The 21,705-nt window shown below is 61.9% G+C and carries 25 protein-coding genes; 13 read left to right on the forward strand and 12 right to left on the reverse strand.

The window, feature by feature from the left end:
- The 6 genes from BFQ04_RS00025 to BFQ04_RS00050 form a co-directional block, all read left to right on the forward strand.
- Nucleotides 1-1,217, forward strand: a 1,217-nt coding sequence (locus BFQ04_RS00025) for an RHS repeat-associated core domain-containing protein (RefSeq protein ID WP_139111875.1), incomplete at its 5' end; no start/stop codon positions are given.
- Nucleotides 1,214-1,624, forward strand: a complete 411-nt coding sequence (locus BFQ04_RS00030; RefSeq protein ID WP_065949058.1) for a hypothetical protein — start codon at nt 1,214-1,216, stop codon at nt 1,622-1,624. The genes BFQ04_RS00025 and BFQ04_RS00030, both read left to right, overlap by 4 nt.
- A 525-nt stretch (nt 1,625-2,149) precedes the next feature.
- Nucleotides 2,150-2,392, forward strand: coding sequence for an exodeoxyribonuclease VII small subunit (locus BFQ04_RS00035; RefSeq protein ID WP_003176346.1), 243 nt, complete (start codon nt 2,150-2,152; stop codon nt 2,390-2,392).
- Entirely contained in the window at nt 2,389-3,276 is an 888-nt protein-coding gene (locus tag BFQ04_RS00040) for a polyprenyl synthetase family protein (protein WP_065949059.1), read from the forward strand. Before BFQ04_RS00035 ends, BFQ04_RS00040 begins: the two co-directional genes overlap by 4 nt.
- A gap of 110 nt (nt 3,277-3,386) precedes the next feature.
- Nucleotides 3,387-5,285, forward strand: a complete 1,899-nt coding sequence (dxs, locus tag BFQ04_RS00045) for a 1-deoxy-D-xylulose-5-phosphate synthase (protein ID WP_065949060.1) — start codon at nt 3,387-3,389, stop codon at nt 5,283-5,285.
- Nucleotides 5,286-5,422: 137 nt separating this feature from the next.
- Entirely contained in the window at nt 5,423-7,297 is a 1,875-nt protein-coding gene (locus BFQ04_RS00050) for a TonB-dependent receptor domain-containing protein (protein ID WP_065949061.1), read from the forward strand.
- 90 nt (nt 7,298-7,387) lie between these two features.
- Here the strand turns inward: BFQ04_RS00050 and BFQ04_RS00055 are convergent, their stop codons facing one another.
- The 11 genes from BFQ04_RS00055 to nrdR form a co-directional block, all read right to left on the reverse strand.
- On the reverse strand, nt 7,388-8,173 hold the full coding sequence (locus BFQ04_RS00055) for a cobalamin-binding protein (RefSeq protein WP_065949062.1): 786 nt from the start codon (nt 8,171-8,173) through the stop codon (nt 7,388-7,390).
- Nucleotides 8,170-8,589, reverse strand: coding sequence for a nuclear fragile X mental retardation-interacting protein 1 (locus tag BFQ04_RS00060; RefSeq protein WP_065949063.1), 420 nt, complete (start codon nt 8,587-8,589; stop codon nt 8,170-8,172). Before BFQ04_RS00060 ends, BFQ04_RS00055 begins: the two co-directional genes overlap by 4 nt.
- Nucleotides 8,586-9,203, reverse strand: a complete 618-nt coding sequence (gene ribA / locus BFQ04_RS00065; protein WP_065949064.1) for a GTP cyclohydrolase II — start codon at nt 9,201-9,203, stop codon at nt 8,586-8,588. The genes BFQ04_RS00060 and ribA overlap by 4 nt, the downstream gene beginning before the upstream one ends.
- Before the next feature lie 129 nt (nt 9,204-9,332).
- Nucleotides 9,333-10,058, reverse strand: a complete 726-nt coding sequence (locus BFQ04_RS00070; protein ID WP_065949065.1) for a substrate-binding periplasmic protein — start codon at nt 10,056-10,058, stop codon at nt 9,333-9,335.
- 55 nt (nt 10,059-10,113) lie between these two features.
- On the reverse strand, nt 10,114-11,079 hold the full coding sequence (thiL, locus tag BFQ04_RS00075) for a thiamine-phosphate kinase (RefSeq protein ID WP_065949066.1): 966 nt from the start codon (nt 11,077-11,079) through the stop codon (nt 10,114-10,116).
- An 18-nt stretch (nt 11,080-11,097) separates the two neighbouring features.
- Nucleotides 11,098-11,598: a transcription antitermination factor NusB gene (gene nusB / locus BFQ04_RS00080; protein WP_065949067.1), complete on the reverse strand. Its 501-nt coding sequence runs from the start codon at nt 11,596-11,598 to the stop codon at nt 11,098-11,100.
- On the reverse strand, nt 11,595-12,071 hold the full coding sequence (ribE, locus tag BFQ04_RS00085) for a 6,7-dimethyl-8-ribityllumazine synthase (protein WP_003194576.1): 477 nt from the start codon (nt 12,069-12,071) through the stop codon (nt 11,595-11,597). The genes nusB and ribE overlap by 4 nt, the downstream gene beginning before the upstream one ends.
- An 88-nt stretch (nt 12,072-12,159) precedes the next feature.
- Complete coding sequence (ribBA, locus tag BFQ04_RS00090; protein ID WP_065949068.1) at nt 12,160-13,251, reverse strand: bifunctional 3,4-dihydroxy-2-butanone-4-phosphate synthase/GTP cyclohydrolase II; 1,092 nt, start codon at nt 13,249-13,251, stop codon at nt 12,160-12,162.
- A 15-nt stretch (nt 13,252-13,266) separates the two neighbouring features.
- Complete coding sequence (locus BFQ04_RS00095; protein WP_065949069.1) at nt 13,267-13,929, reverse strand: riboflavin synthase; 663 nt, start codon at nt 13,927-13,929, stop codon at nt 13,267-13,269.
- 48 nt (nt 13,930-13,977) lie between these two features.
- Entirely contained in the window at nt 13,978-15,105 is a 1,128-nt protein-coding gene (ribD, locus tag BFQ04_RS00100; protein WP_065949070.1) for a bifunctional diaminohydroxyphosphoribosylaminopyrimidine deaminase/5-amino-6-(5-phosphoribosylamino)uracil reductase RibD, read from the reverse strand.
- A complete protein-coding gene (nrdR, locus tag BFQ04_RS00105; protein WP_057010308.1) occupies nt 15,102-15,572 on the reverse strand; it encodes a transcriptional regulator NrdR in 471 nt (156 codons plus the stop codon). The genes ribD and nrdR overlap by 4 nt, the downstream gene beginning before the upstream one ends.
- Before the next feature lie 139 nt (nt 15,573-15,711).
- On the opposite strand from nrdR, the gene BFQ04_RS00110 reads away from it, so the two are divergent.
- The 3 genes from BFQ04_RS00110 (at nt 15,712) to trxA (ending at nt 17,846) form a co-directional block, all read left to right on the forward strand.
- Nucleotides 15,712-16,167: a YbaY family lipoprotein gene (locus BFQ04_RS00110; protein WP_065949071.1), complete on the forward strand. Its 456-nt coding sequence runs from the start codon at nt 15,712-15,714 to the stop codon at nt 16,165-16,167.
- Complete coding sequence (locus tag BFQ04_RS00115) at nt 16,164-16,820, forward strand: class I SAM-dependent methyltransferase (RefSeq protein ID WP_065949072.1); 657 nt, start codon at nt 16,164-16,166, stop codon at nt 16,818-16,820. The genes BFQ04_RS00110 and BFQ04_RS00115 overlap by 4 nt, the downstream gene beginning before the upstream one ends.
- Before the next feature lie 153 nt (nt 16,821-16,973).
- Nucleotides 16,974-17,846 carry a thioredoxin gene (gene trxA, locus BFQ04_RS00120; RefSeq protein ID WP_065949073.1) on the forward strand — a complete coding sequence of 291 codons (873 nt, stop codon included), beginning with the start codon at nt 16,974-16,976 and terminating at the stop codon, nt 17,844-17,846.
- A 104-nt stretch (nt 17,847-17,950) separates the two neighbouring features.
- Here the strand turns inward: trxA and BFQ04_RS00125 are convergent, their stop codons facing one another.
- Nucleotides 17,951-18,295: a hypothetical protein gene (locus tag BFQ04_RS00125; protein ID WP_065949074.1), complete on the reverse strand. Its 345-nt coding sequence runs from the start codon at nt 18,293-18,295 to the stop codon at nt 17,951-17,953.
- A gap of 131 nt (nt 18,296-18,426) precedes the next feature.
- Between BFQ04_RS00125 and BFQ04_RS00130 the strand changes: the two genes are divergently transcribed.
- The 4 genes from BFQ04_RS00130 to BFQ04_RS00145 all read left to right on the forward strand — a co-directional run bounded on the left by BFQ04_RS00130 (nt 18,427) and on the right by BFQ04_RS00145 (nt 21,670).
- Nucleotides 18,427-19,059: a DUF2796 domain-containing protein gene (locus tag BFQ04_RS00130; RefSeq protein WP_065949075.1), complete on the forward strand. Its 633-nt coding sequence runs from the start codon at nt 18,427-18,429 to the stop codon at nt 19,057-19,059.
- Between the two features lie 6 nt (nt 19,060-19,065).
- Nucleotides 19,066-19,776 (forward strand): ABC transporter ATP-binding protein, encoded by a 711-nt coding sequence (locus BFQ04_RS00135; RefSeq protein WP_065949076.1) that lies wholly within the window; start codon nt 19,066-19,068, stop codon nt 19,774-19,776.
- Nucleotide 19,777: 1 nt separating this feature from the next.
- Nucleotides 19,778-21,043, forward strand: a complete 1,266-nt coding sequence (locus BFQ04_RS00140; protein WP_065888397.1) for an ABC transporter permease — start codon at nt 19,778-19,780, stop codon at nt 21,041-21,043.
- A gap of 105 nt (nt 21,044-21,148) precedes the next feature.
- Nucleotides 21,149-21,670 carry a DUF3299 domain-containing protein gene (locus BFQ04_RS00145; protein ID WP_065949077.1) on the forward strand — a complete coding sequence of 174 codons (522 nt, stop codon included), beginning with the start codon at nt 21,149-21,151 and terminating at the stop codon, nt 21,668-21,670.
- Nucleotides 21,671-21,705: the final 35 nt, after the last annotated feature.

Here is a 21,705-nt window from a genome sequence, read left to right on the forward strand (position 1 = left end):
ACTACGACAAAGCCGGCAACCTCACCCGCCTGCTCGACACCCGCAAAGGCGAACACCGTTACCGCTACGACCCGCTCCAGCGCCTGACCCGCGCCGATCACTCGCAGGATGTGCAGGAGCGTTTCGCCCACAACCCCGCCGGCAACTTGCTTATGCAAGACAGGCCGGGCCCGGACATCGTGGCGGGTAATCGGTTGATGATCCAAGGCGATCACCATTACGACTATGACGCCTTCGGCAACCTGATCCGTGAGCGACGAGGCAAGGGCCATTCACTCGTCACCGAGTACCGCTACGACTGCCAGCACCGGCTGATTGGCGTCACCCAACCCAACGGCCAAACCGCGAGCTATCGCTATGACCCGTTTGGTCGACGCATCAGCAAGACCCTCGAAGAGAAAACCACAGAGTTCTTCTGGCAAGGCGACAAGCTGATCGCCGAACACCACGCCGATCGCCATCGCAGCTACCTCTACGAACCGGACAGCTTCCGTCCGCTGGCACTGCTGGAAGGCTTCGGGCCGGAAGACGTAAAGCCTTACTACTACCAACTCGACCACCTCGGCACACCGCAGGAACTTACAACGCCCGACGGCGAAATCGCCTGGTCCGCCCACTACCGCGCCTACGGCGAAATCAGCCGCCTGGACGTAGGCAAAGTCGACAATCCGCTGCGCTTCCAAGGCCAGTACTACGATCAGGAAAGCGGCCTGCACTACAACCGCCATCGCTACTACAATCCGGATAGTGGTCGTTACCTGACGCCGGACCCGGTGAAATTGCCGGGAGGGATCAATGCGTACCTATACACGCTCAATCCTACGGGGTGGGTTGATCCGCTTGGGCTGGCATGTACGCGGGGCAATTGCCCAGGACAGCAAAGCCAAACCTCTCCTCGATATGGAGAAGAACCGCCGAAGGTAGGGAGTTCAACTCATTCGGCCACCTACGAGCAAGCATTGAACAAAGCACTTGAGTGGTTACTGGAAAATGACTTTCGGGCGGAAAAACCAAAATTAGGAAAATTTGGCGAACGCAAAGGTCAACCCATCGGCATGCAAACGACTGACGCAAGGACAGGTTATCGTGTTGAATATGACGAGAGGCATGGCGCTCACATTAATGTATGGACTCACAAAAAAAACGGCCCCCACTATACTTTTGAAGGCACGTCAAAAACTGTACTTCAACTCACAAAGAGGTTCGCAAAAAAATGAGCTATCTTGACGACGAAATAGTCAAAGACCTCTACCGACTGAATATCGAATTTGATATCCCAGCAGAAGTAGAACACGATTTAATTGTTGAAACGATTAATGCAGCCGTTCCTTTCTCCGGAAATCAAATAGCTTGGAGCTTATTTAAGGAAAACACCTATGTTGGCCCCTCTTCATTAAGATCGACGCTAGAGATACTAGAAAAAAAAATAAAAGCTGCCACTAAATGTAATGTGATTTTCATCGGCGACGCAACCGACAACGCCTATTCAATTACATGCAGAGACCTCATGCAATCACTGCAAATTTTTTCAAAAATACCCCAACATACTTATATACTTCAAAAACAGCTGGATTGGATTGCCTGCATTTCATTTGAGGGCGACATTGATTTTGCAAAAATATAGCTTATGCGAACAACCAACCTATATTGCTAAAAATACGCGCGCTACCAACAACCGTCTATCAAGCTTAAATAAAAATACAAATAAACGATATTTCTTCTGACCAAGACATTGAACTTAGTGAGTCCAGAACACAGAAACTCGGCTTTGTGAAATTTAGCGCAACTGCCATTCATCTACACCCAACAAACACGTGAACACGACTTCAGCTACGCTGCAGCACATTAAACTCTAAGAAATTGCTCCAAGGGAGCCATGAGCCAAATCTGCTGCACAATCGGCTCATCAAATGAGCCGAATACCCCCCTATTCGGCTCGCGCCCAGGCGCTCCCTCATGGATCATCCCATTGAATCTGGCCACACGGCACCTGACCTACCATAAAACAAACTGCAATAGGCCTGCCCGGAGGCGGTCGCAGTACGCGCTATCAGATTAATACTGCGGGCGAGTAAGCCCCCACTCATTTGCCCCAATCCCCCATGTCTGCTAGTGTCGCGCCGGTTTACCGTCTACCGGAATTGCCGCCATGGCCCGCAAAAAAGTTGCACTCGATTTCGAACAATCCCTCGCCGACCTGCAAACCCTGGTCGAGCGTCTGGAGAACGGCGAGTTGTCGCTGGAAGACTCGTTGACGGCGTTTGAGCAAGGCATCGGCCTGACGCGTGACTGCCAGAGCGCGTTGGCGCAGGCTGAGCAAAAAGTGCAGGTGTTGCTTGAGCGCGACGGGGAGTTGGCCGAAGAACCTTTCGATGCGGAACAACCCGAATGATCGATGCGTATCAGGCCAGTAGCCAAGCCCGGGTAAATGCGGCGCTGGAGCCCTTGTTTGTTGCGCCGAGCCCGGAAATGAAGCGGCTTTACGCCGCCATGCGCTACAGCGTGATGAATGGCGGCAAGCGTGTGCGCCCGTTGCTGGCGTACGCCGCGTGTGAAGCGCTGGGGGCGCCGGCCGAACAGGCCAATGGCGCGGCCTGTGCGGTAGAACTGATTCACGCCTATTCCCTGGTACATGACGATCTGCCGGCGATGGACGATGACGATCTGCGTCGCGGCCAGCCGACTACCCATAAAGCCTTTGATGAAGCCTATGCGATCCTGGCCGGTGATGGCCTGCAGAGCCTGGCGTTCAGCGCATTGCTGGACCCGGCGCTGAGCAGCGTCAACGCCGAGATCCGCCTGCGCATGGTCACCGCCCTGGCCCTGGCCGCAGGCCCGGCCGGGATGGTCGGCGGGCAGGCGATCGATATGGGTTCGGTCAGCCTCAAGCTGGATCAACAAGCCCTGGAACACATGCATCGTCACAAGACCGGCGCGCTGATCGAAGCCGCCGTGCAACTGGGCGCCCTGGCCAGTGGCCGGGCTGAAGCGGGGCAATTGGCGGCGCTGCAAACCTATTCACGGGCGATCGGCCTGGCCTTCCAGGTGCAGGACGATATCCTCGACGTGGAAAGCGACACCGCGACCCTGGGCAAACGCCAGGGCGCCGATATCGCACGGGACAAGCCGACCTACCCTGCGCTGCTCGGGCTTGCGGCCGCCAAGGCCTACGCCCTGGAACTGCGCGATCAAGCCCTGGACGCCCTGCGACCTTTCGACGCGGCAGCTGAGCCGTTGCGTGATCTGGCGCGGTATATCGTCGAACGTCGCCACTGACTCGTGCGGCCATAAGCGCCGCAAATTGGCCAAGTTCGCCCCTCTGCGTGGGCAGTTTGCAATGCTTGAGGTAAACTGCCGCCTCTTCTATACCTATAACGATTCGCCTGATGCCCACGACGTTCCTAGAGATTCCCCGCAAGCGCCCGTCCACGCCTTTGCTCGACCGTGCTGCCACGCCGGACGGCCTGCGTCGACTGGGTGAAGCCGAGCTGGAAACCCTGGCCGATGAACTGCGCCTGGAATTGCTCTACACGGTCGGCCAGACCGGTGGGCATTTCGGTGCCGGGCTGGGCGTGATCGAGCTGACCATCGCCCTGCACTACGTATTCGACACCCCGGACGACCGGCTGGTGTGGGACGTGGGTCACCAGGCGTATCCGCATAAAATCCTTACCGGCCGTCGCGAGCGCATGGCCAGCCTGCGCCAGAAGGACGGTGTCGCCGCCTTCCCACGGCGCTCGGAAAGCGAGTACGACACCTTTGGCGTCGGCCATTCCAGCACGTCCATCAGCGCAGCGCTGGGCATGGCGATTGCGGCCCGCCTGCAAGGCAGTGAGCGCAAGGCGATCGCGGTGATCGGTGATGGCGCGCTGACTGCGGGCATGGCCTTCGAAGCGCTGAACCATGCGCCGGAAGTGGATGCCAACATGTTGGTGATCCTCAACGACAACGACATGTCGATTTCGCGCAATGTCGGTGGCTTGTCCAACTACCTGGCGAAAATCCTCTCCAGCCGCACCTACGCCAGCATGCGCGAAGGCAGCAAGAAAGTGCTGTCGCGTCTGCCCGGCGCGTGGGAAATTGCCCGTCGCACCGAAGAATATGCCAAGGGCATGCTGGTGCCCGGCACCTTGTTCGAAGAATTGGGCTGGAATTACATCGGCCCTATCGACGGCCACGACCTGCCCACCCTGATCGCCACGCTGCGCAATATGCGCGACCTCAAGGGCCCGCAGTTCCTGCATATCGTCACCAAGAAAGGCAAAGGCTTCGCCCCGGCGGAAGTCGACCCGATCGGTTACCACGCGATCACCAAGCTCGAACCCCTGGACGCCCCCGCCGCAGCGCCGAAAAAGGCCAGCGGCCCGAAGTATTCCGGCGTGTTTGGCGAATGGCTGTGCGACATGGCCGCCGCCGACCCGCGCCTGGTAGGCATTACCCCGGCGATGAAGGAAGGCTCCGATCTGGTGGCCTTCAGCGAGCGTTTCCCGCTGCGCTATTTCGACGTGGCGATTGCCGAGCAGCACGCGGTGACCTTCGCCGCCGGCATGGCCTGTGAAGGCGCCAAACCGGTGGTCGCGATTTATTCCACCTTCCTGCAGCGCGGTTATGACCAATTGGTGCATGACGTGGCGGTGCAGAACCTCGACGTATTGTTCGCCATCGACCGCGCCGGTCTCGTCGGCGAAGACGGCCCGACCCACGCCGGCAGTTTCGACCTGTCCTACCTGCGCTGCATCCCCGGCATGCTGGTGATGACGCCGAGCGACGAGAACGAATTGCGCAAGATGCTCAGCACCGGCCACCTGTACAACGGCCCCGCCGCCGTGCGCTATCCGCGCGGCAATGGCCCGAATGCGGTGATCGACAAAGACCTGGAGGCGATTGAAGTCGGCAAGGGTATCGTGCGTCGCCAGGGCAGCAAGGCGGCCTTCCTGGTGTTCGGCGTGCAACTGGCCGAGGCCCTTAAAGTCGCTGAGAAAATCGATGCCACCGTGGTCGACATGCGGTTCGTCAAACCACTGGATGAAGCCCTGGTGCGCGAGATTGCCGGTAGTCACGAGCTGCTGGTAACGGTTGAAGAAAACGCCATCATGGGCGGCGCCGGTGCGGCGGTCAGTGAGTTCCTGGCACGGGAGAATATCCTCAAGTCGGTGCTGCACCTGGGCTTGCCGGATGTCTACGTCGAACACGCCAAGCCAGCGCAGATGCTGGCTGAATGCGGGTTGGATGAAGCCGGCATCGAAGCGTCGGTGCGCCAGCGTTTGGCGCTCTTGAATCCGTAACCGGATCCAGGTGTGGGAGGGGGCTTGCCCCCGATAGCGGTGTATCAGTTGTAGCTATTGTGACTGAACCACTGCAATCGGGGGCAAGCCCCCTCCCACATTTGATCTGTGCAACCTTGAAACGCTATGGACAGCCCATGAAACGCCTGTACGTTGCACTGCTGCTTCTGCCTGCCTCGAACCTGCTCGCCGACACCCGCGACCAGGCCTTGAAGCTCTCCGACGTGCTCATCAGCGCCAACCGCCAGGTACAGGCGCGTAACGACAGCAGCGCCGCCAACACCGTATTCACCCGCGCCGATATCGACCGCCTGCAGCCCGGCAGCGTCACCGACCTGCTCAGCCGCGTGCCCGGCGTGCAAGTGGCGCCCACCGGTGGCCGTGGCAGTCTGCCGGGCATCTACATTCGCGGTACAAAATCTGCGCAGAGTCTGGTGCTGGTGGACGGCCAGCGGATCGCCAATACCACCTCGGGCGACAGCGGCCTGCAATACCTCAACGTCGACCAGATCGAGCGTGTGGAAGTGCTGCGCGGCTCACGTTCGGTGATTTACGGCAGCGATGCGATTGGCGGGGTGATCCAGGTGTTTACCCGGCGCAACGCCGAGCAAGGCTTGCAACCGCGCTTGAAACTGGGCGTTGGCAGCAATCAGACTTGGGAGCGCAGCCTGGGCCTGTCGGGCGGCGATGAACAGACGCGCTTCAACCTGGGCGCCAGCCTGGATGAAACGGCCGGCATCAACTCGACCCATCAGTCGTTTCCCAGCGACGGCGACCACGACGCCTACCGCAATCAGTCCCTGAGCCTGAACCTCAGCCACTCGTTCAGCGATGCGCTGGAGCTGGGCTTCAACCTCTTGGATAACCGCGGCAAGTCGGAGTACGACAACAGCTTCGGGCGCTACGACTTCGCTACCGGGCAAAGCTTCGGCCAGAAACCCTACACCGATTACACCGTCAGCAGCGCCAGCGGCTATGTCGCCGCCACCCTCAGCGAAGCCTGGCAGTCGCGCCTGGAGGTGGGCCACAGCGAAAACCGTGACACCAAGCGCGATACCCTCAGCGATGATTTCAGCGTGTTCAACACCTACCGCGATTCGGTCAACTGGCAGAACGACCTGACGCTGAACGAGCGCAACAGCCTGATCGTCGGTGGCGACTGGTACGAAGACCGCTTCCACGGTTCCACCGCGTTTACCGAAGACAGTCGCTGGAACCGTGCCGCTTTCGTGCAGCATCGCTTTCATGCTCAATGGTTTTCCACCGAACTGGGCCTGCGCCGCGACCAGAACCAGCAGTTCGGCGGTCAGAACAGCTGGAGCGGCACCCTGACAGTGCCGATCAACCCTGACAATGACGTGTTGTTCAGCTACAGCGAAGGCTTGCGCGCGCCAACCTTCAACGATCTCTATTACCCCGACACGCAGTACAGCAACCCCAACCTGCAGCCTGAGACGTCAAAAAGCTACGAGGTGCAATGGCGCAGCCAACTGGCGCAGAGCACGCGCCTGGAAGCCTCGCTGTACCGCACCGACCTGAGCGATGCGATCATCCTCGACGCAGGCAAGCCGCAGAACGTAGCGTCGGCGCGAATCAATGGTGTTGAAGCGGCGCTCAAACAAGAGTTGTTTGGCTGGCAGGGCAACCTGGGCGTGTCGCTGATCGACCCGCGTGACCGCGACAGCGGCCATACCCTGGCGCGTCGCGCACGGCGCACGTTGAACCTGGACCTGGATCGGCAGTTCGATAAGGTCGGTGTGGGCGCGAGCTGGCAGGCGATCAGCAGCAGTTACGATGACGAAGCCAATCGTAATCGTCTGGGCGGGTATGCGTTGCTGGGGCTACGCAGCCGTTGGGCGTTGAACCGCGAAGTTTCGTTGTCGCTGAAGGTCGATAACGTGCTGGACACGTCTTATGCGCGGGCGAAGTACAGCTACCTCGAGGGGTATCAGAATTATCGCGAAGCAGGCCGGACGTGGATGCTCGGGGTGACCTGGACACCCGAGATTTGAGTTGTCTGAAGCGGCGTCATCGCAGGCAAGCCAGCTCCCACATTTGACATGCATTCCCCTGTGGGAGCTGGCTTGCCTGCGATAGCGATGTCAGAGGTTCGGCGCAATCACCTGACACAACCGCGCCACCGCTTCCAGCATCTGCCCACTGGGCCGCTCCAGGCCCTTGTCCGGTACCAACCGAACGCGCTCGAACAGGGTCGGCCAGACCTTCCAGGCCTCGCGCTGCGCCTGATCGCCTACCAGGATCAGTTGCGGATCACGCTGCAACACTGACTCGATACTGACCTGCGGCGCTGGTAGCTTGAGGTCGTCGAACACATTACGCGCCCCGCACACTTTCAACGCATCACTGATGATCTGCTCACCGCCCACGGTGTACAGCGGCTGGTTCCAGACCTGGTAAAACACGCGCAACGGCTCGGCGCGCTGATAGCGCTGGCGCAGTTCGGCGAGGCGCCGGCGCAGTTGGTCGGCCAACCCCAGGCCGGCGTCGGCTCGGCCCAATTGCTCGGCAATGGACTGGACCTGGCGGGTCAATTGTTCGAGGTTATGGGGTTCGGCAACGTACACCGGGATATTCAGGCGCTGCAACTGCTCGCGCTGGGCCGGGCCGACGCTGCCGGGCCACAGCAGGATCAGGTCGGGCTTGAGGCTGAGCAGACGCTCCATGTCCAACTGGCCGTAACGCCCCACCGACGGCACGTTAACCAGCGCCGCCGGACGGTCGCCGCCATCGAGCACACCGACCACTAAGCCAGCGGCACCCAATTCGACCACGATTTCAGAGAGCGACGGCGCTAGACTGACAACGCGCTCGACCGCCCAGACCTGAGTGCTGAACACCAGCAGCAGCGCCAGCCAGTGGCGTCTCATCCCAGCTGACGCGGAATGCGATAGAGGTAAAACAGCACCGTCGTCGACAGCGCCAGCAAGAACAGCGGCACCGCTTCCAGGCCGACGAACACCGCCAACGCGCCGATCCATGCCGGTAGCGCAGCCACCAGCAAGGCCGTGCGTCGGCGCGCCGCAAGGGTGATCCAGGCGGCGGGCTCTTCGGCAGTATCGAGGGCTTTGGACGTGGCGATCAGCGCGTGTTTATAGCCATGAAAATAACGCAGGCTGAGAAACATCGAGGCCACGCCGGCGATAAACAACGGCATGGCCAGTACGGGAAGCAAGGACCCGGCACGGCCGAACACCAGGTTGATCACAAACAATGGGAGCAATGCCAGGGCCAGGTACTGCCACCAGTTGAAGGACAGTCGCCGTTTCACCTGGCCGCGGGTCACGCGCGGTCGGCCTCGCCCTGATGCTCGTTGCCCATCATGTGGTCGAGCTTGCTGGCTTTGGTGGCCAGGTACAGTTTGTTATGCGGGTTGTGCCCGGTATGCAGCGGCACGCGCTCGGCCACAGTGATGCCCATTTCGGTCAAGGCTTTGACCTTGCGCGGGTTGTTGGTCATCAGGCGCAGCGACTTCACGCCCAGATGCTCGAGCATCGGGAGGCAGATGGCGTAGTCACGCTGGTCGGCGGCAAAGCCCAGGCGCTCGTTGGCCTCCACGGTGTCGGCACCGCCATCTTGCAATTCATAGGCGCGGATCTTGTTCAGCAGGCCGATGCCACGGCCTTCCTGACGCAAGTACAGCAGCACGCCACGGCCCTCACGGGCGATAGCCTGCAACGCGGCTTCCAATTGCGAACCGCAGTCGCAACGCTGGCTGAACAGCGCGTCGCCGGTCAGGCATTCGGAATGCACGCGGCCCAGCACCGCTGCACCATCAGCGATATCGCCCAGGCTGAGCACAACGTGCTCGCGCCCGGTGGCCTCTTCGAGAAAGCCATGCATGGTGAATGTGGCAAAGGGGGTAGGCAGCTTGGAAGCGGCGACGAAAACGACGGGCACCGTGTGCTCCTGATTTCAGATTTCACAGAGGCAGGCATTGTAACAGCCTGTTCCTACACACGCTTAAGCTGAATTATCGCTGATAAAGATCAATGCGTTCGATTGGCCTTCGGCTTGGTTCTATGCAGGTCAGAACGGATACGGCTGCTTCCAGCGTTGAAAAATCGGTTTCAACTCGCCGGTTTTCACCAGCACGCCCATGCGCTGGTCATACAAGGTCCTCAGTATCTGCCCACGTTCGTTATCGGCAAAGCCTATGTAGAGCGGCAGTTGCGCGAGGTGGGTGAGTGTGAACCGCGACGGATCATCGGCCTGACTGAGCACATACTCGGCTTCGGTGCGCGACTCGATGTAGAAGTCTGCATGGCCATGCTGCAGCATCGACAGGATACCGTCGCGGCGCTGGACCTGGTTGAAGCGACGCACGTTCGGCAGGTATTTCTCGTATTTGTAGCCACGCACCCAGGCCAGGCGGTAATCGCCGAGCGTCGCCAGGCTCGGCGCGGGTATCGTTACCAGGCCAAGGGCGTAGATATGATCGGAGTCAAAGTGCCAGCGCGGATAAAGCACGTGCTCAGCTTCGTCGCGGTAGGAACCGACCCAACCGTCAACCTCGCCGCGCTGGGCCAAGCCGACCGAGCGGGTATAGGGTGCGCTGCGGATTTGCAGGGCGACGCCGGCCGGTTCGAAAACCCGACGTAACACGTCCCAGGCCAGGCCGCTGCCATCATTGTTGGTGTAGTCGCTCCACTCTTCGCTGGCCAATATGATCTTGCCGGGCACTGGGGCTTCGTGCGCCTGAAGCACAGTGGAAAAGACACACAGCATGATCGGCAGCCAGCGGCGCACACTCATTGTGAGGGGCTTCCTACGTGGAGATATTCATATGAAGGGTAGCGCAGGACGCCAGCTACGGCAGCTCGCGAAAATGCTGATAGCCGCGCACGACCGGTGTAATGTCTTGGCCATGCGCGTCGAGCAGTGTCACGCCCTGCCCCGCTTCGACCCGACCGATCACATGAACCGGCCAGCCGCCGGCCCGCAACGATGCCAGTTCGGCCGGCGGCAAGGTGAACAGCAGCACATAGTCATCGCCGCCACTCAATGCGGCTACGTGAGCCTCGTCGCGATCGACAAACGCCAGCAATGCCGCAGACAACGGCAAGGTGTCGCGTTCGATCAACAGGCTGACAGCCGATGCCCTGGCGATATGCCCGCAATCGGCCAGCAGCCCGTCGGAGATATCCATGGCCGAAGTCGCTTTACCCCGCAGCGCCAGCCCCAAGGCCAGCTGCGGTTGCGGTGACCAGTAGTGGGCGAGCAGCGGCTCGGCGATGGCCGCTTGCGCGCTGCGCTGGCCCAATACCAGCGGCAAGGCACCGGCCGCGTTGCCCAATTCGCCACCGACACACAGCAAATCACCTGGCCGTGCACCGCCGCGCGTCAAGGCCAGCCCGGCCGGCACGCGACCGAATACGGTCAAGGTCAGGCTCAGCGGCCCGCGCGTGGTATCGCCGCCCACCAGGCCCACACCGCAGCGTAGCGCCATGGCGTTCAAACCTTGGGCATAGCGTTGCAACCAGTCGGCTTCGACGGCCGGCGTGGTCAGGGCAAGGGTAAACGCGAGGGGATGGGCGCCCATGGCGGCCAGGTCGCTCACCGCCACGGCCAGCGAGCGCTGGCCGAGCAGGAACGGGTCACAGGGGTCGGCAAAATGTACGCCGGCCACTAACGTGTCAGTGGAGACTGCCAGTTGCTCCCCGGCGGGGAGCGCCAGCAAGGCGCAGTCGTCGCCGATCCCCAGGGCAATGCCTTCGCCGCCTTGCGCGCAGGGCGCGGCGGCGAAATAGTTGCGGATCAGCTCGAACTCACCCATCGAGGACTCAAGCGCGACTTAGCGCTTGTGTTCCTTCACTTCGGCTTCACGCAGGCGCGGGGCCAGCTTGTCGAGCACGCCATTGACGAACTTGTGGCCGTCGGTCGAACCGTAGACTTTCGCCAGTTCGATGCCTTCGTTGATCACCACGCGGTACGGCACGTCGACGCGCTTGAGCAGTTCCCAGGTGGACAGGCGCAGCACGGCCAGTTCAACCGGGTCCAGCTCCTCGAGGGTCAGGTCCAGGCAGGGCGCCAAAGCCTTGTCGATCTCGTCCAGGTTGGCCGGCACACCGTGCAGGATGTCGTGGAAGTAGCTCTGATCGGCGAAGGTGAAATCGTTATCGACGCGAAATTGCGCTTCGATTTCGTTCAGCGCAGTGCCGGCCATGTGGCGCTGGTACAGCGCCTGGGTCGCCAGCTGGCGCGCCGCACGACGCTTTTCGTTTTTCGAAGGCTTGCCGGCGTCGGCTGGACGCTCGTCGCGCGGGTTGAAACGATCGCTCTCGTCGGAAATCACTTGGCCTCCAACTGCGACAGCAGGCTGACCATTTCCAGGGCGGACAGGGCAGCTTCAGCGCCTTTGTTACCGGCCTTGGTGCCGGAACGTTCGATGGCTTGCTCGATGGAATCAACGGTCAGCACGCCGAAAGCGACGGGCACGCCAAACTCCATGGACACCTGGGCCAGGCCCTTGGTGCATTCGCCGGCCACGTATTCGAAGTGCGGGGTACCGCCACGAATGACCGCGCCCAGGGCGATGATTGCCGCGTATTCACCCTGCTGGGCAACTTTTTGCGCAACCAGTGGAATTTCGAAGGCGCCAGGGGCACGGATAAGGGTGATGTCGCTCTCGCTCACACCGTGGCGAACCAGGGCGTCAACGGCACCGCTTACCAGGCTTTCAACCACGAAGCTGTTGAAGCGGCCAACCACCAGGGCATAGCGGCCTTTGGGGGCGATGAAGGTACCTTCGATGGTCTTCAGGGTCATTCGACAAATCTCTTAAAGAGCCGGGACGCGAAAAGTGCGTCCCTCAGTGATGATTTAACCGCGAACAAGGGGCAAAAATCGCCAGCCTTTATTCGGAGGGCACGTATTCTACAACTTCCAGGTCGAATCCGGATATCGCATTAAACTTCATCGGTGCGCTCATCAGGCGCATTTTGCGTACACCGAGGTCGCGCAGGATCTGCGAACCGGCACCGACGATGCTGTAGGTGGTCGGTTTTTTCACCGGCACGTGGTCGGCTGTTTCACGGATATGCGCCAGCAGTACATCACCATCCAGCGGGTGGCCAAGCAACAGCACCACGCCACTGCCCGCCTCGGAAACCGCGGCCATGGCGGCGCGCAGGCTCCAGCGCCCGGGTTGCTTGACCATCAACAGGTCGCGCAGCGGGTCCATGTTGTGCACGCGCACCAGGGTCGGCTCTTCGGCGCAGATGGTGCCCAGGGTCAGGGCCATGTGCACATCGCCTTCCACTGAATCACGGTAGGTCACCAGATTGAATTGGCCCAGTTCGCTGTCCAGCGGCTGCTCGGCAATCCGCTGAACGGTACGTTCGTGGATCATGCGGTAGTGGATCAGGTCGGCAATGGTGCCGATCTTGAGGTTGTGTTCGGCGGCAAAGGCTTCGAGCTCACTGCGACGGGCCATGGTGCCGTCGTCGTTCATCACTTCGCAGATCACTCCGCTGGGCTCGAACCCGGCCATGCGCGCCAGATCGCACGCGGCTTCGGTGTGACCGGCACGCGCCAGGGTGCCGCCCGGCTGGGCCATCAAAGGGAAGATGTGGCCCGGGCTGACGATGTCTTCGGCCTTGGCGTCTTTCGCAGCGGCGGCCTGCACGGTGCGGGCGCGGTCAGCGGCGGAAATGCCGGTGGTGACGCCGGTGGTGGCTTCAATCGATACGGTGAACTTGGTACCAAACCCCGAGCCATTGCGCGGCGCCATCAGCGGCAGCTTGAGCAATTCGCAGCGTTCACGGCTCATGGGCATGCAGATCAGCCCACGGGCGTGCTTGGCCATGAAGTTGATGTGCTCGGGCTTGCACGCCTCGGCGGCCATGATGATGTCGCCTTCATTCTCGCGATCTTCGTCATCCATCAGGATGACCATCTTGCCTTGGCGGATGTCTTCAACCAGTTCTTCGATGCTATTGAGCGCCACGCGGCACCCCCTTGGTCAGGATTTCAGGTAGCCGTTAGCGGCCAGAAAACTTTCGGTGATGTTGCCTGATGCAGGCTCTGCGGCCTTTTCGCCCATCAACAGGCGCTCCAGGTAACGGGCAAGCAAGTCCACTTCCAGGTTCACCCGCCGGCCTGGCTGGTAGGAGGCCATGATGGTTTCGCTGAGGGTGTGGGGAATGATGGTCAGTTCGAATTCGGCGCCATTGACGGCGTTCACGGTCAGGCTGGTGCCGTCGACGGTGATCGAGCCTTTGTGGGCGATGTACTTGGCCAGCTCTTTCGGCGCACGGATACGAAATTCCACCGCGCGTGCGTTTTCGCTACGGGCCACCACTTCGCCAACGCCGTCGACATGCCCGCTGACCAGGTGGCCGCCCAGGCGCGTGGTCGGCGTCAGGGCTTTTTCCAGGTTGACCGGGCTGCCGGCCGCAAGATCGCTCATTGCAGTGCAGTCCAGGGTCTCGCGGCTGACATCGGCGGCAAAGCCATTACCCGGCAGCTCGACGACGGTCAGGCACACACCGCTGACGGCGATGCTGTCGCCCAGCTTGACGTCGCCCAGGTCGAGCTTGCCGGTTTCAACCAGCAGGCGAATGTCGCCGCCTTTGGGGGTCATTGCACGGATGCTGCCGATGGACTCGATAATACCGGTGAACATGTCGTTCTCCTGAAAGCGGGGGGCTGACGCTCAAGCGCAGGCCGGGAATTATACGCACGCTGGCGCAAGCGGGACGGCGGTGACTCGCCAGTCGTCGCCCACAGCGCGCATGTCAGTGATCTTGAGTTGGGGAGCATCGGCCAGCTTCTCAAGCGGCCAATCCAGCAAAGGCCGGGCAGCGGAGCCGAGGAACTTGCCGGCGACAAAAATCACGTACTCGTCGACCAGCCCTTGCTGGGCAAACGCGCCCGCCAGGCTCGGGCCGGCTTCCACCAGCACTTCGTTGACGCCACGGTTGGCAAGCGCCACCAGTGCCGAACGCAGGTCGACCTGGCCCTCCACACCCGGTACCACCAGGCACTCGGGGCCCCGGGGGAACTGGTTTTCCGCGGTCACGCACGTGATGACCAACGCCGGGCCCGCCTTGAAGAACGGCGCATCGAGCGGCACCCGCAGACGGCCGTCGATCAACACACGCAGCGGCGGGCGCGACATGGCCAGGGCGGTGGTCTCTGCATCCAGGCCCAGCTCGGCGGCGCGCACGGTCAGGCGGGCACCGTCGGCCAGCACCGTATCGGCACCGGTCAGCACCACGCTCGCTTCGGCGCGCAGGCGCTGCACGGCGGCACGCGCGGCGGGGCCGGTGATCCATTGGCTTTCGCCGCTGGCCATCGCGGTGCGCCCGTCCAGGCTCATCGCCAACTTGACCCGCACAAACGGCAGGCCGTGTTCCATCCGCTTGAGAAAGCCTGGGTTCAGCGCACGCGCTTGAGCTTCCAGCACGCCGCTGCGAACCTCGATGCCGGCCTGGGCCAGGCGCTGCATGCCGCGCCCGGCCACTTCCGGGTTGGGGTCCTGCATGCCTGCCACCACACGCGCCACACCGGCTGTCACCAGCGCATCGGCGCACGGCGGCGTACGGCCATGGTGGCTGCAGGGCTCGAGGGTGACGTAGACCGTCGCGCCACGGGCCTTGTCACCGGCGGCGCGCAAGGCGTTGGGTTCGGCATGGGGCTCGCCGGTGCGCTCATGCCAGCCTTCGCCGACAATCTGCCCGTCACGCACAATCACGCAGCCCACCCGTGGGTTGGGGTGAGTGGTGTACAGGCCCTTGCGCGCCAATTCGAGGGCGCGGGCCATGTAATGGGCGTCGAGAATTGCCTGTTCAGAGGTCATTGTTTGGAGGGCTCACGGGCCAGGCGGTCGATCTCTTCGCGGAACTCATTGAGGTCCTGGAAGCGTCGATACACCGAGGCGAAACGGATATAGGCGACTTCGTCGAGCTTTTGCAGCTCGCCCATCACCAACTCGCCGACCACCAGGCTCTTGACCTCGCGCTCGCCGGTCGCGCGCAGCTTGTGCTTGATATGCGCCAGCGCCGCCTCCAGCCGCTCGACACTCACCGGGCGTTTTTCCAGGGCGCGCTGCATACCGGCGCGCAGTTTGTCTTCGTCGAAAGGCTGGCGGCTGCCGTCGGACTTGATCAGACGTGGCAATACCAGTTCGGCGGTTTCGAAGGTGGTGAAACGTTCACCGCAGCCAGAGGCCAGGCATTCGCGCCGGCGACGCACTTGATCGCCCTCGGCGACCAGACGCGAGTCAATGACCTTGGTGTCGTTGGCACCGCAGAAGGGACAGTGCATGGTTGGCAGGCAACAAATAAAGGGAGGGCCATGGTAGCGCATCCCCGTCGCAAGACAAGCCATAGCCTTTAAGGTATATAGGCAGGCTTATATGTTTCTATTTTTTAAGCCACGGATTTTGCCCTCTCTGGAGCCGTACATGCAGTTACGACCACTTGCTCTCCTCGCCCTGTTCAGTTTTCTGGTCGCCTGCAGCAGCGAAGCCCCCAAGCCGGCCGCGCCTCAGCCAACACCCGCACAAGAGAAAAAAGTCCCCGGCATCGAAGACCTCGGCCCCCTGCCCGCCTACCAGCGTGAAATCAGCGGCAACCTGACCAACGTGCCGGCCGGCGCCGAAGTCGAGTTGGCGCTGCTGGTGATCGACGAGCGCTCGCGCCCGCAGCAGTTGCTCGCCAGCAGCGTGCTGACCGGCAATGGCAAGCCCCTGGCCTTTCGCCTGCGCTTCAACCCCGAAGCGTTCCCGGCCGGGGCACGGGTTGAATTGCGCGGTCGCGCCAGCCAGTCCGGCCAGTTGATCCTGCACCTGCCCGCCGTGCGCATCACCCAGGCGATCACCCAGACCACCGGCCCCCTGCAACTCGTCAAGGCGCCATGACGCCACCGCTGCACCTGCAACGCGCCCTGAGTGAACTGATCGGCGACGCACACTTGGTGCCCTGCCCGCTGCCGGGCACCGAGCTGTCGTTGTGGTTGCTCGACGCCGACAACATGGACCGTGCCTTCAGCCAGGAAGAAACCCGGCGCATCCTGCATGAACCGCCCTACTGGAGCTTCTGCTGGGCCAGCGGCCTGGCACTGGCGCGCTATCTGGCGGCGAACCCCGAATGGGTGGCGGGCAAGCGCGTGCTGGATTTCGGCGCCGGCTCCGGCGTGGCCGCGATTGCGGCCGCCAAGGCCGGGGCATTGGAGGTGGTGGCGTGCGACCTTGACCCGCTGGCGCTGGCGGCTTGCCGGGCGAATGCCGAGCTCAATGAGGTGGCACTGAGTTATTCAACCGATTTCTTTGCAGAGGCTGATCGTTTCTACCTGATTCTGGTGGCCGACGTGCTTTACGATCGCGCCAACCTGCCGCTGCTGGATCAGTTCCTGACCCGTGGCCACGAAGCGCTGGTGGCAGACTCGCGGGTGCGCGATTTCCAGCATCCGGATTATCGGCGGCTGGACATCCTCGAGGCGCTGACCCTGCCGGACCTGGCCGAGCCGTGGGAGTTTCGCAAGGTGAGCCTGTACCATTCGCGGCGCCCTTAAGGCCATCACGGGCAAGCCCGCTCCCACAGGGGAATGCAGTACAAAATCGGCGAACGGGTTCGTCTGCCAAAGCGGTCTCGAGTCCACGATGCTTTCGGCCAACCGCGCCAGCCCTTATAGTTGCCCCCATTCCCGCTTTATTCGAGACGCCTCATGAGTGAGCCCACGCCGTACATCTTCGACGTCACCACCGCCAACTTCGAGCAGGCGGTGATTCAGAACTCTTTCGAAAAACCTGTGCTGGTGGACTTCTGGGCCGAGTGGTGTGCGCCGTGCAAGGCGCTGATGCCGATGCTGGCGCAGATTGCCGAGAGTTATCGCGGTGAGTTGCTGCTGGCCAAGGTCGATTGCGAAGCCGAACAGGACATCGTTGCGCGTTTCGGTATTCAGAGCCTGCCGACGGTGGTGCTGTTCAAGGACGGTCAGCCGGTGGATGGGTTTGCCGGGGCGCAGCCGGAGTCGGCGGTGCGGGCGATGCTCGAGCCCCATGTGCAGATGCCGCCACCGGCTGCGGCCGATCCACTGGAGCAGGCACAAGCGCTGTTTGCCGAGGGCCGCATCAGCGATGCCGAAGCCCTGCTGGTAGCGCTGCTGGGCGAAGACAACACCAACGCCGCCGCGCTGATCCTTTACGCGCGTTGCCTGGCCGAGCGCGGTGAACTGGATGAAGCCCAAACCGTGCTGGACGCCGTAAAAGGCGACGACCACAAGGCCGCTCTCGCCGGAGCCAAGGCGCAAATCACCTTCCTGCGCCAGGCTGCCGACCTGCCGGACGCCGCCGACCTGAAAAGCCGCCTGGCGCAGAACCCGCAGGATGACGAAGCGGCCTATCAGTTGAGCATTCAACAACTGGCGCGCCAGCAATACGACGCCGCGCTGGAAGGCCTGCTCAAGCTGTTTATCCGCAATCGCAGCTACAGCGAAGGCTTGCCACACAAGACCTTGCTGCAGGTGTTCGAACTGCTGGGCAACGATCACCCGCTGGTCACGGTGTACCGCCGCAAATTGTTCGCCGCGCTGTACTAACCCTCGCCCTGTAGGAGCGAGCTTGCTCGCGAAGGCCGTCAACGATAACGCGAACATCCTGGATGAACGCGGCGCCTACGCGTTTTTCGCGAGCAAGCTGGCTCCTACAAAGCGTCGATCCAGGTGTACAGCGGCGTGTCTGCGCCGCTGGTCACTTTCACTTTGGCGCTGTGGCGCAGGCGCACCAGCAGGCGCTTGCCCGCGGCGGCATCGCCGGCCAACCCTTCCAGTTGATCGAGCAATTCCAGGCCGCTGAGCTGCCCGGCGTTGCGCAACAGATCCTGGGCGTTCTGCCACAGATCCTCACTTTGCCTGACCGGTACCGCCGTCGACTCGGCCGGCACCGGGGCGGCCTGCAATTGTGCGCCCAGCCGCGCCCAATCGCCGTCGTCCAGTTCCAGGGTCAAGTCCACCGGCAGGTCGCCGACGGTTCCACGAATTCGCAACATCGTCCTTACTCCCGCATTTTTTCTGACGGACATGCTCCCATGCAGCTTGCGCAACGCCAAGCGGACGGTCAAACTCTCGGCACTATTGTTATAAGATCACATAACAAAACTTTCATCTGTGGAGTCCTGTCATGCGCCGTCTGCTGCTTGCTTTGCCGTTTGCCCTGCTGCCTCTGGCTGTCGCTTACGCCCATGAAGATCACGACCATGAGCATGGCAGCCTCGGCGCTCACGAACACGGTGTGGGCCGTCTCAATGCAGTGCTGGACGGCCAGAGCCTGGAGCTTGAGCTGGACAGCCCGGCGATGAACCTGGTGGGTTTCGAACATGTCGCGACCAGTGCCGCCGACAAAGCCAAAGTCGCCGCCGCGCGCAAACAGCTGGAAAGTCCGCTGGCACTGTTCAACGTGCCCAAGGCCGCCGGTTGCGTCGTCAGCGCCCAGGCACTCAACAGCCCGCTGTTCGGCGACAGGCCCGAGGCCGATCATGATGGCGACAATGGCGATGATGGCGATGATGGCGATGACAATGACCATGCCACCGACGGCAAAGGCGCTGCCGCCCATGAGCATCATCATGACCACAGCGACATCCATGCCCACTACCAGTTCACCTGCGCCAAGCCAGAGGCACTGAGCAACCTGGACCTGAGCCAAGTGTTCAAGACCTTCCCCGCCACCCGGAAAATTCAGGTACAACTGATCGGCCCGAGCGGCCAGCAAGGTGCTGACGCGACCGCCACTGCAGCCACACTGAAGTTCTGAGTTGACATGACCGACGCATTGATCGAACTGTCCGACCTGGGCTTCAACTGGCCCGGTCACCCCCAGTTGCTGGACATCCCCGCGTTCCGCCTGGAGCCGGGGCAAACCCTGTTCCTCAAGGGTCCGAGCGGCAGTGGCAAAACCACCTTGCTCGGGCTGCTTGGCGGCGTGCAGAAACCCAGCCGAGGCAGTATCCGCCTGCTCGGCCAGGAGCTGACCGAACTGTCTGCCGGTGCCCGTGACCGTTTTCGCGTGGACCACACCGGCTACATCTTCCAGCAGTTCAACCTGCTGCCGTTTTTGTCGGTGCGCGAAAACGTCGAGCTGCCTTGCCACTTCTCCAAACTGCGGGCACAGCGCGCGGCCCAGCGCCACGGCAGTGTCGACCAGGCCGCAGCGACCTTGCTTGCGCACCTGGGTTTGAACGACCCGGACTTGCTCGAGCGCCGCGCCGATTCGCTGTCCATCGGCCAGCAACAACGGGTGGCCGCCGCCCGTGCGCTGATCGGTCAGCCGGAACTGGTGATCGCCGACGAGCCCACCTCGGCTCTGGACTACGACGCCCGCGAAGCATTCATCCAGCTGCTGTTCGCCGAATGCCGCGAAGCGGGTGCCAGCCTGTTGTTTGTCAGCCACGACCAAAGCCTGGCCCCGCTGTTCGACCGCAACCTGTCGCTGGCCGAACTCAATCGCGCCGCCACGCCCGCAGAGGTTTGAGATGTATCTGTTTCGTCTGGCCATGGCCAGCCTGGCTAACCGCCGCTTTACCGCCATCCTCACCGCCTTCGCCATCGCGCTTTCCGTCTGCTTGTTGCTGGCGGTGGAGCGCGTGCGCGTTGAGGCGCGCAACAGCTTCGCCAGCACCATCAGCGGTACCGACCTGATCGTCGGGGCGCGCTCGGGCTCGGTGAACCTGCTGCTGTACTCGGTGTTTCGCATCGGCAACGCCACCAATAACATCCGCTGGGACAGCTACGAGCACTTCGCCGCCAACCCCCAGGTGAAATGGGCGATTCCGATTTCCCTGGGCGATTCCCATCGCGGTTACCGCGTGATGGGTACCAACGAGTCCTACTTCGAGCATTACCAGTACGGTCGCAAACAGAACCTCGAACTGGCCAGCGGCCGCGCCTTTGCCACCGACCCGTTCGAAGTGGTGCTCGGCGCCGAGGTCGCCGACGCCCTGCACTACAAGCTCGGCGACAAGCTGGTGCTGGCCCACGGCGTGGCGGTGGTCAGCCTGGTCAAGCACGATGACAAGCCCTTCACCGTGGTCGGCATCCTCAAACGCACCGGCACGCCGGTGGACCGCACGCTGCATATCAGCCTCGGCGGCATGGAAGCGATCCACATCGACTGGCACAACGGTGTCCCGGCCCAGGGCAAAGGCCGTATCAGCGCCGATCAGGCGCGCAATATGGACCTGACCCCGCAAGCCATCACCGCGTTCATGCTCGGTTTGAACAACAAGATTTCCACCTTCGCCCTGCAACGGGAAATCAATGAATTCCGTGGCGAGCCGATGCTGGCGATTCTGCCGGGCGTGGCATTGCAAGAGCTGTGGAGCATGATGGGCACGGCCGAAAAAGCCTTGTTCGTGATCTCGTTGTTCGTGGTGCTGACCGGTTTGATCGGCATGCTCACGGCGATTCTCACCAGCCTCAACGAACGCCGCCGGGAGATGGCGATCCTGCGCTCGGTGGGCGCACGGCCTTGGCATATCGCCACGCTTTTGATCTTCGAGGCCTTCGCGCTCGCCCTGTCCGGCGTGGTGGCAGGTCTTGGTTTGCTGTACCTGTGCATCGGCGCATCGCGCGGTTATTTGCAGGCCAACTACGGGCTGGACCTGCCGATGGCATGGCCGAGCGAATATGAATGGACGTTGCTCGCCGGTATCCTGGCGGCGGCGCTGTTGATGGGCAGCGTGCCTGCATGGCGTGCCTATCGCCAGTCGTTGGCCGATGGGCTGTCGATTAGGCTGTAGAACAGCAGCTGCAGGTTTTGTGCTTCAAGCTGCAAGCAAATCGGCTTTTACTTGTAGCTTGCAGCTTGTAGCTTGCCGCTTGCAGCTACCCACTAAGGAGTCTTCATGCATCGTGCCCTGTTTGCCCTGTTGCTGCTGGTGGCCGTACCTGCCTGGGCCGAGGAGCAGCCCCGGGATTTGTCCTGGCAGGAAATGATCCCGCCGGATGCGCCACCGGAAGTGCCCAATATGAAACCGCTGCACGACCTGTCGAACATGGCCGATGCCTTGTCCGTCGAGGCCGCGCCCGCCGCCAAACAGGACTTGCCCAACGCGCCGGTGGTGCAGAGCCTGGACGGCCGGCACATTCGTTTGCCGGGGTACATCGTGCCGCTGGAGGTGAGCGAAGAGGGCCGCACCACCGAGTTCCTGCTGGTGCCGTATTTCGGCGCGTGCATCCATGTGCCGCCGCCGCCGTCGAACCAGATCGTGCACGTGAAAAGCGAAGTCGGCGTGAAACTCGATGAGCTGTACCAGCCGTACTGGATCGAAGGCGCGATGCAGGTCAAGCCGTCGTCCAGCGAATTGGCCGACGCCGGTTACCAGATGGATGCCGAGAAGATTTACATGTACGAGCTGGAAGAGTAATCCCCATCTGCGAACACAGCGAAGATCAAATGTGG

Origin of the sequence: Pseudomonas sp. 37 R 15 (assembly GCF_900004865.1) — a bacterium.
In the GTDB taxonomy this organism is placed as follows: domain Bacteria; phylum Pseudomonadota; class Gammaproteobacteria; order Pseudomonadales; family Pseudomonadaceae; genus Aquipseudomonas; species Aquipseudomonas fluorescens_AM.

Coding starts and splice junctions, on each gene's coding strand:
- BFQ04_RS00030 (WP_065949058.1), top strand. CDS start 1,214: ATGAGCTATCTTGACGACGAAATAGTCAAAGACCTCTACCGACTGAAT.
- BFQ04_RS00035 (WP_003176346.1), top strand. CDS start 2,150: ATGGCCCGCAAAAAAGTTGCACTCGATTTCGAACAATCCCTCGCCGAC.
- BFQ04_RS00040 (WP_065949059.1), top strand. CDS start 2,389: ATGATCGATGCGTATCAGGCCAGTAGCCAAGCCCGGGTAAATGCGGCG.
- dxs (WP_065949060.1), top strand. CDS start 3,387: ATGCCCACGACGTTCCTAGAGATTCCCCGCAAGCGCCCGTCCACGCCT.
- BFQ04_RS00050 (WP_065949061.1), top strand. CDS start 5,423: ATGAAACGCCTGTACGTTGCACTGCTGCTTCTGCCTGCCTCGAACCTG.
- BFQ04_RS00055 (WP_065949062.1), bottom strand. CDS start 8,173: ATGAGACGCCACTGGCTGGCGCTGCTGCTGGTGTTCAGCACTCAGGTC.
- BFQ04_RS00070 (WP_065949065.1), bottom strand. CDS start 10,058: ATGAGTGTGCGCCGCTGGCTGCCGATCATGCTGTGTGTCTTTTCCACT.
- thiL (WP_065949066.1), bottom strand. CDS start 11,079: ATGGGTGAGTTCGAGCTGATCCGCAACTATTTCGCCGCCGCGCCCTGC.
- ribE (WP_003194576.1), bottom strand. CDS start 12,071: ATGACCCTGAAGACCATCGAAGGTACCTTCATCGCCCCCAAAGGCCGC.
- BFQ04_RS00095 (WP_065949069.1), bottom strand. CDS start 13,929: ATGTTCACCGGTATTATCGAGTCCATCGGCAGCATCCGTGCAATGACC.
- ribD (WP_065949070.1), bottom strand. CDS start 15,105: ATGACCTCTGAACAGGCAATTCTCGACGCCCATTACATGGCCCGCGCC.
- nrdR (WP_057010308.1), bottom strand. CDS start 15,572: ATGCACTGTCCCTTCTGCGGTGCCAACGACACCAAGGTCATTGACTCG.
- BFQ04_RS00110 (WP_065949071.1), top strand. CDS start 15,712: ATGCAGTTACGACCACTTGCTCTCCTCGCCCTGTTCAGTTTTCTGGTC.
- BFQ04_RS00115 (WP_065949072.1), top strand. CDS start 16,164: ATGACGCCACCGCTGCACCTGCAACGCGCCCTGAGTGAACTGATCGGC.
- trxA (WP_065949073.1), top strand. CDS start 16,974: ATGAGTGAGCCCACGCCGTACATCTTCGACGTCACCACCGCCAACTTC.
- BFQ04_RS00125 (WP_065949074.1), bottom strand. CDS start 18,295: ATGTTGCGAATTCGTGGAACCGTCGGCGACCTGCCGGTGGACTTGACC.
- BFQ04_RS00130 (WP_065949075.1), top strand. CDS start 18,427: ATGCGCCGTCTGCTGCTTGCTTTGCCGTTTGCCCTGCTGCCTCTGGCT.
- BFQ04_RS00135 (WP_065949076.1), top strand. CDS start 19,066: ATGACCGACGCATTGATCGAACTGTCCGACCTGGGCTTCAACTGGCCC.
- BFQ04_RS00140 (WP_065888397.1), top strand. CDS start 19,778: ATGTATCTGTTTCGTCTGGCCATGGCCAGCCTGGCTAACCGCCGCTTT.
- BFQ04_RS00145 (WP_065949077.1), top strand. CDS start 21,149: ATGCATCGTGCCCTGTTTGCCCTGTTGCTGCTGGTGGCCGTACCTGCC.